At 35.9% G+C, this 13,407-nt stretch carries 10 protein-coding genes; 3 read left to right on the top strand and 7 right to left on the bottom strand.

The window, feature by feature from the left end:
• Position 1 precedes the first annotated feature (1 nt).
• From glgD to glgB, 3 genes are all read right to left on the bottom strand, one after another.
• Positions 2-1,150, bottom strand: a complete 1,149-nt coding sequence (gene glgD / locus I580_RS09645) for a glucose-1-phosphate adenylyltransferase subunit GlgD (RefSeq protein ID WP_010771784.1) — start codon at positions 1,148-1,150, stop codon at positions 2-4.
• Positions 1,140-2,282: a glucose-1-phosphate adenylyltransferase gene (locus tag I580_RS09640; protein ID WP_034860277.1), complete on the bottom strand. Its 1,143-nt coding sequence runs from the start codon at positions 2,280-2,282 to the stop codon at positions 1,140-1,142. Before I580_RS09640 ends, glgD begins: the two co-directional genes overlap by 11 nt.
• Positions 2,283-2,359: 77 nt before the next feature.
• Positions 2,360-4,240, bottom strand: coding sequence for a 1,4-alpha-glucan branching protein GlgB (gene glgB / locus I580_RS09635; protein ID WP_010771782.1), 1,881 nt, complete (start codon positions 4,238-4,240; stop codon positions 2,360-2,362).
• A 308-nt stretch (positions 4,241-4,548) separates the two neighbouring features.
• Here glgB and I580_RS09630 point away from each other — a divergent pair, with 308 nt between their 5' ends.
• Positions 4,549-5,295, top strand: a complete 747-nt coding sequence (locus tag I580_RS09630; protein ID WP_010771781.1) for an SDR family NAD(P)-dependent oxidoreductase — start codon at positions 4,549-4,551, stop codon at positions 5,293-5,295.
• A gap of 187 nt (positions 5,296-5,482) precedes the next feature.
• Here I580_RS09630 and alaS read toward each other — a convergent pair whose 3' ends face one another.
• Both alaS and I580_RS09620 read right to left on the bottom strand, forming a co-directional pair.
• The gene (gene alaS / locus I580_RS09625; RefSeq protein WP_010771780.1) at positions 5,483-8,122 is read right to left on the bottom strand and encodes an alanine--tRNA ligase; all 2,640 of its coding nucleotides are present in this window, start codon (positions 8,120-8,122) and stop codon (positions 5,483-5,485) included.
• A gap of 323 nt (positions 8,123-8,445) precedes the next feature.
• Complete coding sequence (locus I580_RS09620; RefSeq protein WP_010771779.1) at positions 8,446-9,552, bottom strand: DUF7278 family profilin-like fold-containing protein; 1,107 nt, start codon at positions 9,550-9,552, stop codon at positions 8,446-8,448.
• Positions 9,553-9,694: 142 nt separating this feature from the next.
• Here I580_RS09620 and I580_RS09615 point away from each other — a divergent pair, with 142 nt between their 5' ends.
• Positions 9,695-10,135, top strand: coding sequence for a GNAT family N-acetyltransferase (locus tag I580_RS09615; RefSeq protein WP_010771778.1), 441 nt, complete (start codon positions 9,695-9,697; stop codon positions 10,133-10,135).
• Positions 10,136-10,240: 105 nt separating this feature from the next.
• Here I580_RS09615 and I580_RS09610 read toward each other — a convergent pair whose 3' ends face one another.
• Both I580_RS09610 and I580_RS09605 read right to left on the bottom strand, forming a co-directional pair.
• Positions 10,241-11,593, bottom strand: coding sequence for a DEAD/DEAH box helicase (locus I580_RS09610; protein ID WP_010771777.1), 1,353 nt, complete (start codon positions 11,591-11,593; stop codon positions 10,241-10,243).
• Positions 11,594-11,659: 66 nt separating this feature from the next.
• Positions 11,660-12,835, bottom strand: coding sequence for a VanZ family protein (locus tag I580_RS09605; protein ID WP_010771776.1), 1,176 nt, complete (start codon positions 12,833-12,835; stop codon positions 11,660-11,662).
• A 186-nt stretch (positions 12,836-13,021) separates the two neighbouring features.
• On the opposite strand from I580_RS09605, the gene I580_RS09600 reads away from it, so the two are divergent.
• Positions 13,022-13,354: a hypothetical protein gene (locus I580_RS09600; RefSeq protein ID WP_010771775.1), complete on the top strand. Its 333-nt coding sequence runs from the start codon at positions 13,022-13,024 to the stop codon at positions 13,352-13,354.
• Positions 13,355-13,407 lie beyond the last annotated feature (53 nt).

Raw genomic sequence — 13,407 nt, 5'->3', positions numbered from 1 at the left:
ATTATTCTCCTCCTATAACATTGGCTGAAACGACTTGATTTTTTTTGATCACAATTGGAACTTCACTGGTGCCAATGACTTTGATTCCCGCTTCAATCGTTACATTTTTATCTAATATTGCATATTCAATGACAGCATTTTCAGCTATTTTTGCATTCGACATCACAATTGAATGTTTTACTTTTGCTCCATTTTTAATGACTGTTCTTCTTGAAATCAAACTATTTTCAAGCTCTCCTTCAATGATGCAACCTGTCGCACATTGACTATTTTTTACTACTGAATCATTGGAATAGTACGTTGGTACCTCATTTTTTAGTTTTGTATACACCTTTTGTTTTGAATATAGGAGCGAATTAAATTTATTTGGTTCCAGCATATCCATATTAGCTTGGTAATAAGAAACAACATCATGAATACTACTTAAATAACCGGTATACTCATACGCAGTGGTTGGTTCTTCAGCTATTTTACTTTGTAAAAACTGGTGAATACTTGGTGAAACATTGCTTTTTTGACCATGTTCAAGTTGTCGGATCAGCCATTTCGTTTGAATGATGTAAATATCCATACACAGATTCTGCTGTTCCTCCGTATGGTTTTCTGGATTAAATTGCTGAATACATACTGCATTACCCTCGCCATCTACGCGAAGAAGCCCTTCGTTTAAAGAAATTTCTTCACGTTTTATTCGTTTATAAACAATTGTCATTTGATTATTTTGTTTTCGATGACTTTTCAATACCGCTCGCAAATCAACATTACATAACATATTACTTCCCATAAAAACGGTATATTCTGATTCAGACTTTTCTAGATAATCAATTACTGAATCGTAATAAGGTTGGCCTTGTGCCTTTTGTTTTAGAATGTCTTGGTAGAAATAAACAAAATAGCGATTTTGTAAGGAATCTAAATTCCATTCTTTACCACCTCCAATATGATCAAAAACAGATCGTGTCTCACCTTCGTTAAATACCATAAAAATTGAGTTGATATTCGCATTCGCAATACTTGAAAGTGGAAAGTCTAGCAAGCGATATTTACAATCAAAAGGCAGCGTGTCTAATGGTCGATTTTCAGTCAATGGTAATAATCTTGGAAATGTTGTGACATTCCCCAAAATAGCACACATTTTTTTAGTCTTCATCACTTTGCACCCCTATCACTTCAGAATAGCCGATCACTTCGATTTCATTTTCAGTATAAATCACAGCATTGTCGCCAATGATTGCTTCCTCACCGATGATTGCATTTTTGATTGTGACATTTTTACCAATTGTAGCCCCAGGCATGATCACACTACTTTCGATCCTTGAACCAACCTTTACTTGAACATCCGTTGATAGAATACTGTCTTTGACAGTTCCGGCAACATAGCACCCATCTACGATCAATGAATTGCTGATAGAAGCAGTTTCAGTAATAAAATGTGGTGGTGAGATCGTATTCTTAGAAAACATGCGCCAGCTTTTATCTCGTATATTCAGTTCGTTTTCCAATCCAATAAATTCCATGCTGGCTTCCCATAAAGAATCAATCGTCCCTACATCTTTCCAATAGCCATCAAAATGATAAGCATATACATTTTCCCCAGCTTCTAGATAATTCGGAATAACATGCTTGCCAAAATCAAGCATTTGACCATCTTTTGAATAGCTATTCAATAAAACATTTCGTAAGCGACCCCAATTAAAAATATAAATCCCCATCGAAGCTAGATTACTTTTAGGCTCTGCAGGTTTTTCGTCAAATTCGGTAATTCGATCATTCTCATCAGTATTCATAATACCAAAGCGTGATGCGTCTTTAAGTGGTACCTCAATGACGGCTACAGTTAAAGAAGCGTTATTGGCAATGTGCTCTTCAAGCATTTCTTCGTAATTCATTTTGTAAATATGATCACCAGATAAAACTAATACATACTGCGGATCCATCTGATCGATATAGGCAATATTTTGGTAAATCGCATGAGCAGTTCCTTCAAACCATTTTTCTCCATCAGAGCTAGAGTAAGGTTGTAAAATCGTCACACCTGAATCAATACCATCTAATCCCCAACTTGAACCATTTCCAATATGATTATTTAGAGCCAATGGCTGATATTGTGTGACCACTCCAACATTTTTAATCCCTGAGTTGATACAATTGCTTAGCGTAAAATCAATAATCCGATAACGTCCCCCAAATGGTACAGCAGGTTTGGCAATACTTTTCGTCAATTTGCCAAGACGGGTTCCTTGTCCTCCAGCTAAAATCATTGCAAGCATTTCTGTTCTCATATACAACGGGTGAACATCCACCCTACCTCCTTTTAAAAACCGTATTTTTTACTTCGTGCCAGTTACTCCTTTTTCATTTAGATAATGATCTCCTTAGGCTTCAAAATAATTGCGCCCAGTGAAGGGACTATTGTTTTGATTTGGTAAGCAAATTGTTTAAATGGTTCTATTTTAGTTGTACTGACTTGATTCGGTTTGACCCACGTTCCACCAAATTCCTGCATCTCACTATTTAGTATCTCTTCATAAGTTCCAGGAAAAGGGACTCCTATTGTAAAATTCTGTCTTTCAATTGGTGAAAAATTCAAAACAATAATCAAAAAGTCTTTGGGATTTTCTCCTTTACGAATAAAACTTAAAATAGTCTCTTCATGGTTATCCGCGTCAATCATTTCAATTGATTTTGATGAGTGATCCAATTCCCACAACGCTTTTTCATTTTTGTAAAACTGATTAAGAGTCTGTGTAAAATAGTGCATCCGAGCGTTCAGTTCATCCTCAAGATCGATCCATTCTAAACTTTTATCAGAGTTCCACTCTAAAAACTGTCCCCATTCACTCCCCATAAACAACATCTTCTTCCCTGGATGGGTCATCATATAAACATATAAATTACGCAACTGAGCAAATTGTTTATATCGATCCCCCCACATTTTATGCATCAAACTTCTTTTACCGTGAACGACCTCATCATGAGACAACGGTAAAATGTATCGTTCATTCCACATATACATAAAAGAAAATGTAATGAGACGAAAATTATATTTCCGAAATGCAGCATCCATCTCGTAAAACCGCAAAGTATCATTCATCCAGCCCAGATCCCATTTATAATCAAAACCTAAAGCTCCGTTTTCAATCGCTCCAGTAATTGGAGTTTCTGAAGAACTTTCTTCAGCAATCATCAGCACATTCGGGTAAATACGCTTGATAACCGCATTTAATTTTTGTAAAAAATAAAAACCGGCCCAGTTTCGATTCTCATTTTCTAAAGTAGAAGCTACAGGGCCTTCATCATAATCAAGATAAAGCATATTGGAAACAGCATCTACACGAATACCATCAATATGAAACGTATCGATCCAATACAACGCGCTAGAAATTAAAAAACTTTGAATTTGCGGCTTGCTTAAATCAAAATTAAGTGAACCCCACCGAACATTTTTAGCCTGAATCGGATCTCTATATTCAAATTGAGGTGTGCCATCATAATAAGCAAGAGCATCATCGTTGATACAAAAATGACCTGGTACCCAATCAATCAAGACACCAATATTATTTAAATGACATTCTTCCACAAAATCTTGAAACTCTTCTGGTTTTCCATAATAGGAGCATAATGCGAAATAGCCAATCAATTGATAGCCCCATGAAGCCCCAAAAGGATGCTCCATCAAAGGCATAAATTCAATATGCGAAAAACCCATTTTTTTCACGTAAGGAATCAAGGTATCTTTTAACTTTTTCATTGTATAAGGCGTTCCATCTTCTTCACATTGCCAAGAACTTGCATGAACCTCAAAAATATTCAATGGTTGTTTGAAATGAGTTTGCTGACTTTTCTGCTTTTTCCAAGTTTTATCCTGCCAATTTTTTTGAGGTATTCTGTATATGACCGACGCATTATTGGGGCGTTTTTCAAAAAAAACAGCAAAAGGATCCATTTTATAAACCTCTCTGCCATCTATTTGCTTCACCAAATATTTATATAATTCGCCTTCTTGCGGCAATGTTGAAAATAATTCCCAAACACCAAACTCAGTTTTTTCCATAGGGAGTGAACGATCCCACTGGTTAAACTCTCCTACTAACCAAATTTTTTGCGCATTTGGCGCCCAAACTCGAAAAATAAACCCATTTTGATTTCCTCGTGTAACGGGATGAGAACCAAAATAATGTTGACTATAAAAGTTTTCTCCTGTTTCAAACAACGTTAGTTGATTCTTTTCATTCGACATCTTTTTACTCCTCTCCTTAGATATCAAGTTGAGCTTGCCACATTTAAAAAAGATTTTCTGATTACTCAACATTAAAACTATCTGAGTAAGGTTACTTTTAATCTAACAACAAACTAAAAAAAAAGAAAGAAATATCCCTCTGATAAAAATGAGTGCCAAAAACAACACTACTCATTCTTTTTGAAGGAAGAAGGATTGATTTTCACTATTTAGAGCTATCACTTTTTCTCTTAATCGTCTATTTTGTACTTCTATTCTTTTAGTGATATATTTATCCTATCAAGACATATATATAAGGAGGAGTATTGATGGATATTTCGTTTCAAAATAAAGTTGTGATTGTGACTGGTTCAACATCTGGTATTGGTGAAGCAACGGCAATTGCGTTCGCAAAAGAAGGGGCCGATGTAATTGTATGTGGCCGTAGAACAGATAAAGGTATTGCCGTAGTTGATAGAATTAAGAAAAATGGTGGGAAAGCTTTATTTATCCAAACAGATGTAAGTGATGATACTAGTATGGATCATTTAGTAAAGGAAGTAATCAAACTGTATGGCAAAATTGATGTTCTTGTAAATAACGCTGGCATTTATAAATCATTTGCCTTTGAACAAATTGACATGGTAAAGGAATATGAAGAGGTTTTCACTGTTAATGTAAGAAGCTATGTCTATTTGTCGAAATTGGTGTTAAAACATATGCTAGAGCAAGGCTCAGGAAATATTATCAACATTTCCTCAGTTGGCGCATTAAATGGTGGACCTGGTATTGCTACTTATTGTGCATCAAAAGGAGCAATTTTACAATTGACCCGTTCGATGGCTAAAGAATTTGGTGGACGTGGCATTCGTGTCAACAGTGTTTTACCTGGTCTGATCCATACCGAAATGATGCCTGAAAATGGCCCGATGGATCAAATCATCGACAGTATGATTCCATTAAAAAGAGCAGGGAAAAGTCATGAAATTGCTCAACCTATTCTTTTTCTTTGTAGTCAATATGCCTCATTCATTAACGGAGCATCCATTGTAATAGATGGTGGCCAAAGTGCTTAGATAATTATGTGAGCTTACTTTGCGTGTCACTTTATTGAAAATAAGTACACTAAAAAAGTGGCTAGGATATAACTCTATGAGTCATATCCTAGCCACAAGGAATCCCAATAAACAGTGGGAGCAAAAGCAACGCCTTCGAAATTAAACACTTCCGCCCCAACCTATTTTAGAACCTACCTTTTCTCATTTATTTCGCTAACCATTTTTCTACTTCACTTAATGCCTCATCAATACCAGCTGGATTTTTCCCTCCAGCTTGTGCCATATCTGGACGGCCACCGCCGCCGCCACCAACTTTAGGAGCGATTGCTTTAATCAAGTCGCCTGCTTTTAACCCTTTTTCGTTAGCTGATTTAGACATTGCTGCTAACAAGCTGACTTTTTCATCTTGGGCTGTTGCTAGTACCAACACATCAGAAAGTTCTTTTTGTTTCCATTGATCTGCTAGTTGACGTAACTGATTCATATCTTTTACGTTTACTTGCGCTGCAATATAAGTCGTGCCAGCGACTTCTTTAATCTCTTTAAAAATATCTCCTGCTTGTTGGTTTGCTAGTTTCCCTGCAAGCTGTTCATTTTCTTTCTGTAGATCACGCAATTGTTGTTGCAATTGCTCAGTTTTTGACACAACTTCTTTCAATTGAGGTGATTTAACAATTCCCGCAATTGTTTTTAATTGTTTTTCTTCTTCATTCATTAACTCATACGCTTCTTTACTTGTAACAGCTTCGATTCGGCGCACACCTGCACCGATTCCTGATTCAGAAACGATTTTGAAAATACCGATATCTTCTGTATTTGTTACATGAGTTCCACCACAAAGTTCAATTGAATACCCGCCGATATTGACAACACGGACTTCTTTTCCATATTTTTCACCAAATAAAGCCATTGCGCCCATATTCTTGGCTGTATCGATATCTGTCTCAACAGTCTCAACCGGGATTGCTTCCCAAATTTTTTCATTAACGATTGTCTCCATTTGAACTAACTCTTCAGGCGTAACTTGGCCAAAATGAGTAAAGTCAAAACGCAAGTGACCTGGTGCTACTAATGAACCAGCTTGATTTGCGTGATCCCCTAAAATATCTTTCAATGCACGGTGCAGTAAGTGTGTCGCTGTATGATTTTTCAAAATACGGTTACGCATTGTTTCGTCTACATGCAGTTCGTAAAGCGCACCTTCAACTAATTTTCCAGTGACTTGAACAGTGTGTAAAAATTGCCCATTTGGTGCTTTTAAAACATTTTCCACACGCGCCACAACCGCGCCATTTTGGTCTTTAATAATTCCATTATCCGCAATTTGTCCACCCATCTCAGCATAAAAAGGTGTTTCAGCAAAAATTAATTGCGCTGTTCCTTCTGAAAGTTCACTAAGAATTTCTTCGTCTTTTAAAATGATCAAAAGCTTGCTTGAAGCTTTTAAGTTACTATAACCGACAAATTTGCTTTCAACTTTAATGTCAGTCAAAACAGCTGATTGAACACCCATTGAGGTTGCTTTACTACGAGCAGAACGAGCACGTTCTCTTTGGGCTTCCATTTCTTTTTCAAAACCTGCATGATCAACTTTTAAGCCAGAATCTTCGGCAACTTCTTCTGTTAATTCAACAGGAAAACCATACGTATCATATAATTTGAAGATATCTTTTCCATTTAATGTATCGTTATGATCAGCTTTCACTTTAGCAATCAGCTCATTTAAAATGTCTAACCCTTCATTGATTGTTTCGTGGAAACGTTCTTCCTCTGTACGAACAACTTTTTCAATAAACTCTTTTTGTTGTAAGACTTCTGGATAGTAACTAACCATTACTTCCCCTACAACCGGCACTAATTTATATAAAAATGCTTCATTGATGCCTAATTTTTTTCCATGCATAACAGCACGTCGTAATAAACGGCGTAACACATAACCGCGTCCTTCATTTGAAGGTAACGCGCCATCACCAATTGCAAATGATAATGCTCGGATATGGTCTGCAATCACTTTAAATGAAATATCTGTTTGCGGAGTTTGTCCATACGTCACTTGTCCACTTAATTTTTCTACTGCATGAATGATCGGTAAAAACAAATCAGTTTCAAAATTTGTTGGAGCATTTTGAACGATAGAAACCATCCGCTCTAAGCCCATACCTGTATCAATATTTTTATGTGGTAACGGTTCATAACTATCATCAGCTTGATGATTAAATTCAGAAAATACTAAATTCCAAATTTCTAGATAACGCTCATTTTCTCCACCAGGATAATTTTCTGGATCATCTTCGGCAACATCGTTGAATGACTCACCACGATCATAGAAAATTTCTGAATCTGGACCACAAGGACCTGCACCGATATCCCAGAAGTTGTCTTCGATATCGATGATATGATCCATTGTTAAACCAACTTCTTCATGCCAGATTCGTTTTGCTTCTGTATCTTTTGGATAAACGGTCACGTATAATTTTTCAGGATCAAAAGCCATCCATTCAGGAGACGTTAAAAATTCCCACGCCCAATGAATTGCTTCTGTTTTAAAATAATCACCGATTGAAAAATTTCCTAACATTTCAAACATAGTATGATGACGAGCTGTTTTCCCAACATTTTCGATATCATTGGTGCGAATTGATTTCTGAGCATTCGTAATTCTTGGATTTTCTGGAACCACAGATCCATCAAAATATTTTTTCAATGTCGCAACACCAGAATTGATCCATAATAACGTTGGATCATTAACTGGTACTAAAGAGGCACTTGGTTCAATAGAATGTCCTTTTGATTTGAAAAAGTCTAAATACATTTGACGAACTTGACTGCTTGATAATTGTTTCATTGTTTTATTCCTACTTTCTTCACTAAAATAGTTGAGCTTGTGCAACAAAAAAAGCGGCATTCACTGCAACACAAGGACGAAAATTCGCGGTACCACCTTGTTTGCAATGAAGTCGCTTGAACTATTCATTACCTCTTAATCTCGTTAACGCTGAGTAGCGTTGGTATTTCTACCAAAAGCAACTTAAAGGGAGCAATTACATTTTTGTCCTATTCTTCTCTCAGCTATGAAGAATTTTCTGTAAGCACTAAAAAAACGAATCATATCCTTTATATTCCTTATAAAGTATAAGGAATCTTCAAAAAAATGTCAATGTTTTCTATTTAACTTTCAATTCGAATGACTTTTCGATACATATAATCTAAAGGACTTACCTTTTGCCCAGGTAAAATAGCATGATCTGAGCTAAAATAAGTGGACAATGGTAGCATTTCTTCAATTAAACTATTTTTAGTTTCTGTACATTTAATCAATTTTGATTTTTTCGGATCATCTGTAAGTTCATAGCGATTTTTTTGCGTATCAATCACTAAACCAAACATATTCGCCCCATTCATCTTACTTTGGACATGACGTCCGGATTCATTCTCTTGGATCAACAATTCATTCCCCCATCGAAATAAGCGGCGTGTCCCTGCACCAACAGCAAATTCCCATTGATCTTCTGACAATAACCCAAATCCCTCTCTTTTTAGCGCTAATGTTAATTCATCATGGGTGTAGTCTGAATGGTTATAGACAAAATAGTAATCAGATTCAGGTAAAAATTCTAGATAAAACTTGTTTTTTTCCAAAAGTGTTTCAGGAAAAGACCAGCTAAGACTTTCAGCGGCCGTCAATGTTGGAAAAAGCTTTTCACAGATTTGCCTTTCATATGGCGCAAACTGTTCGATCTCACCTTCAAACGTTCCTGTAACTGTATCAAAGATACCCAAGAAATTAGTTCCCGCAGGTAATGCATATTTTTGAACAAACATCGCTGGTATTGCGACTTTTCGTAAACAGGTCGTATGTTGATTTATGTAATCAGAAATTCCTTCCAAAGAGGTCAAATCATACGTCATTTCTGCTTCGTTAAAAGCCGCCACAGAATCAATGATTTCATTTGTTAGTGTTGTTTTAAAGGTGTTTTTATCTAGACTTTCTACATCAAAACCTAACAATTCATGCGCACGTAAGCCTTCCGCTCCCAAATCCCAGCCAAGAATCGCCTCACTATTTCCAGGAATAAAAATAAACAATTCACCATCAAATTCTAATTCAAAAGTGCGACATTTGATGCCATACAATTCAAAGTTCACTAATTCTATCGTACTGACTTCTATCGTCGGTGGAACAAAATACATCAATAATTGTTGCAATAAAGACGTTTTTTCACTATCATTCAAATTCTTCCAATTCGACCATTCACATTGTTCAAATAGGTCCAAGTCAAACCCTCCTCGTATTTTACAACTAGAACAGACATGTTCAGTACTAGTCTATTTGGCTAGATGATATCTAGACTATCTGATATGATTAAGTATACCACTGAATGAATCTTTCATTAACAAAATTATCTGGAGGGATACTATGCATACTCACTTTGGCTGCGAACCTTGGCATCAAGCAGCAGCATTTTCTTTGCGCTATGATGTGTTTGTTTTAGAACAAGGAATTTCCTTGCAGGACGAATTTGATTTTTTGGATACTAAAGATCGCAAGTACTTTGTTGTTTACGAGCAGTCTTTAGCTATTGCTACAATTCGCTACCAGAAAAAAAATGAGCATACAATCCAACCTGATCGCTTTTGTGTAAGAAAGGAATACCGAAATCAAGGCATTGGAAAACAGTTGCTTTTATTATTAGAACAGACAGCCGTAAAAGATGGTTGTACACTCAGCATTCTTTCAGCAGAAAAAACTGCACTATCTTTTTATGAAGCATTAAATTATGCTGTAAACTCTAAGGAATACGTGGAAGATGGTATTTTATGCGTTGAAATGATCAAAAAAATCGTGGCTGGAACATGACTCTATGAGTCGCATCCCAGCCACAAGGAATCTGATTAAAGGGTGAGAGCAGAAGTAACTCTGGTTTATTTCTCAGAGTTACACAAATCTGTCCTAACCTTGATTTTATTTGTAACTATTCTTCTTAGATTTTTTAGCTGTTCGTGTTTGTTGACGACGTTCAACTTTACGTTTTTGTTTATTGCTTGCTGAAATCGCCCATTCGATTTTCTTTTTGTAGCCTGGTTTGATTTTTTTCTTTTTCTTTTTAACCAAACCAATTAACGTAGGGTCTTCTAAAGCATCTTTTGATTTTTCCCGTTTCGTACGACGATTACGATCATATGTGTCCACTAATTCGCCATTTTTGATTTCTTTTGGTTGGAAATGGATTCCCAACTCTTCAACTTCAGAAATCGCTCCTTCATCCGCTGGAGAATACAGTGTAATAGCTGTCCCATCTAACCCATTTCTACCCGTTCTACCTACACGGTGAATAAAGAAATCTAAATCACTTGGCACTTCCGCATTGATAACATGAGAAACACCCTCAATATCAATACCACGAGCCGCTAAATCCGTTGCCACAACATATTGAAATTCAAGATCTTGTACTTGACGCATCACACGTTTACGTTCTCTAGGAGAAATATCTCCATGGATTTTTGCGACTTTTAATCCTTGATCTTTTAAGTAGTCACTGATTTCATCCACTCGTTGTTTCGTATTCGCAAATACAATTACTAGATAAGGATGACCAATTGTCAGTAATTGATAAATCAAACGATTTTTATCTTTTCCTTTTGTTGAAATCAACCAATTATCAATCGTCTCTGAGATAATATTTTTAGGTTTGATATGTTCAATAATGGGATTTTCCATATACTTTTTCAGGAAAGGTTTTAATTTTTCTGGAATTGTTGCGGAGAACACTAACATTTGTAGCTTATCTGGCAAACGCCCAGCAATTTGATCGACCTCTTCTAAAAAGCCCATGTCTAATGTCATATCAGCTTCATCCACAACAAAAGCAAACGCTGTATGTGCTTTTAATGCTTGCTCATTCATCAAGTCTAAAATACGACCTGGTGTCCCGATCACCACATGAGGTTGCTGATTTTTCAATTTAGCGATTTGACGCTGCTTATCTGTCCCACCGACAAAGTTCGTCACACGAATTTCTGGCTGACTAAATTTTGCGATTTGGATCGCTTCTTGATAAATTTGATTCGCTAACTCACGACTAGGTGCCGTAATCAAAATTTGTACTTCATCCAATTGAGGATTTACTTTATTCATCAATGGTAATAAAAATGTATGGGTCTTTCCACTTCCTGTTTGAGATTGACCAATCACACTTTTGCCTTTTTTAATCACAGGGATCAATTTTTCTTGTACTTCTGTTGGTTGTTCAAAACCTTTATCTGTCAATGCTTCCATGATAAAATCGTTGAACTGAAATTGTTTAAATGAACTCATTTACCTCACCTCTTTCAAACTTGTTGTGTAAGTCCTCATGCATTATACCATAAAAACTGCGATTCCTTATTGATTTTCTATATTTTTCTTCTCTTTTATCGTGCTGATCGTATAAGTACGACTAGCTTTTTCATAAAATAAACGACGGTTCTTTCTGACCAATACATACAGAACATTAATGAAAAATAGTACGAATAGAAACGAACAAAACAGGAATAACATAAAACTCACTAACTGCAACATGCGATTATTGGAATTAAGCAAGTCAGCCGAATTGGTCATATATAAACTAATTAGACCATAAACAATATACAAGTAACCATAGCGAATAACTAACGCTCTAAAACGAATTTTTTCACGGCCTTCTTCCACCACTCGAATCCTGACAACTTTCTTCCCAAGCGTTTCTCCATTCGTAAGTTTCGGCAGCAACATAAATACTAAAAATACCATAGCAAAAAACCAAAGGCGTTCTTCCAATCCAGTAGTTCCTATAAACCATTGCTTATATTCTGGAATCAAATTTAGTAGAAGCATCCCCATAATTTGAACGATCGAAATCACAAACCAATCGATCAAAAAAGCGACGAAGCGCCTAAATAAGCTGACCGACTGACCTTTTTTATACGCAACTTCATCCAGTTCATCTCTAGTCGGAAATAAAAATGTCAACATCGGTGTTATCGTATAGCCAACAATCCCACCAAGCGTATTATTAATCAAATCATTCACATCCGCTAACCGATACGGTCTAGGGTAAATAAAATATAATCCGCTCAACTGTGTTACCTCAAAGAAAAACGACAGTAGAAAACTTGCGAGAACCACTTTTTTTAATGAAAATTTGTAGTAATAGCGTAGATACACTCCAAATGGCACGAGCAACAAAACATTGAATACTGGCTCCAACACCACACCTTGCCTTAAAGCTGGCATAAACGTACTTGGATCATGGATAGTCAATACCGTATCTTGTAAAAAGCGACTAACAAAATAAAATGGCCGCAATTCTAAAATTTGGCTAGTATATTGCGCTACTTCTGCTCGCGGTGGCAATGGTAAAATAACCAAAAAATAAGCGCAGAGTAAATAAAAAACAAATGAATATAAAATTAGTGCTCGTCTAAACAAAAAAGTACCGTATTTCCGATATTCACGAATAACAAGAATAAACGAAATCGCAAAAGCTAAAAAAGGAAAAACAATCAACGCTGTTTTGATTGGAGCAGCATAGGCTGACATCTAACATCACTCCTTCTTTCTTAGTGTAGTAGAAAATAAAAGCTTTGTCATTTTTAACAACTATAACTTTAACAAAAAATATATTTTGCAAATTAAAAAAATTGCAGTATGATGAAACTAACGAGCAATCAATTATAGTATTTTAAAGAATTATAGAATTCAATTTTTACATACGGAGGCTTTTCTATGTTAAATCCCTACTTTGCTTTTGGTGTTCCTGTCTTTCTACTATTTTTATATATTGTATTTGCTATAATCAGAAAAAAAAGTAAGCTACATTATATTGGATTTGTTCTTTTACTGATTGCAAGCTTTATGATGGTATTTAGCTTTCAAGTGTTACAAGGTCTTTGGAGTTTGGACAATGCTGAGTCATCCGAACAACTTGCTAATTTCCATTATTCTCCAGAGTTATTGTGGGCACCATTTATTTTAGGTGGTATCTTAGTCATTATTAACCTTTGGAGAGGAACCAAAAGGATACAATCCTTTCGTGAAACATCTACTCATAAAAAATAAACATCCGAAGACTAGCCTTAAAACTCCCATACATTTGGAAGTATGTCAGCTAA

Origin of the sequence: Enterococcus caccae ATCC BAA-1240, assembly GCF_000407145.1 — a bacterium.
In the GTDB taxonomy this organism is placed as follows: domain Bacteria; phylum Bacillota; class Bacilli; order Lactobacillales; family Enterococcaceae; genus Enterococcus_L; species Enterococcus_L caccae.
The sequence above is the reverse complement of the archived record's forward strand: the minus strand, read 5'-3'. Positions and strand labels throughout refer to the sequence as shown.

Bases quoted from the DNA above. Each gene is read 5' to 3' on its own strand.
- glgD (WP_010771784.1), bottom strand. From the start codon at position 1,150: ATGAAGACTAAAAAAATGTGTGCTATTTTGGGGAATGTCACAACATTT.
- I580_RS09605 (WP_010771776.1), bottom strand. From the start codon at position 12,835: ATGTCAGCCTATGCTGCTCCAATCAAAACAGCGTTGATTGTTTTTCCT.
- I580_RS09630 (WP_010771781.1), top strand. From the start codon at position 4,549: ATGGATATTTCGTTTCAAAATAAAGTTGTGATTGTGACTGGTTCAACA.
- I580_RS09600 (WP_010771775.1), top strand. From the start codon at position 13,022: ATGTTAAATCCCTACTTTGCTTTTGGTGTTCCTGTCTTTCTACTATTT.
- alaS (WP_010771780.1), bottom strand. From the start codon at position 8,122: ATGAAACAATTATCAAGCAGTCAAGTTCGTCAAATGTATTTAGACTTT.
- I580_RS09640 (WP_034860277.1), bottom strand. From the start codon at position 2,282: ATGAGAACAGAAATGCTTGCAATGATTTTAGCTGGAGGACAAGGAACC.
- I580_RS09610 (WP_010771777.1), bottom strand. From the start codon at position 11,593: ATGAGTTCATTTAAACAATTTCAGTTCAACGATTTTATCATGGAAGCA.
- I580_RS09615 (WP_010771778.1), top strand. From the start codon at position 9,695: ATGCATACTCACTTTGGCTGCGAACCTTGGCATCAAGCAGCAGCATTT.
- glgB (WP_010771782.1), bottom strand. From the start codon at position 4,240: ATGTCGAATGAAAAGAATCAACTAACGTTGTTTGAAACAGGAGAAAAC.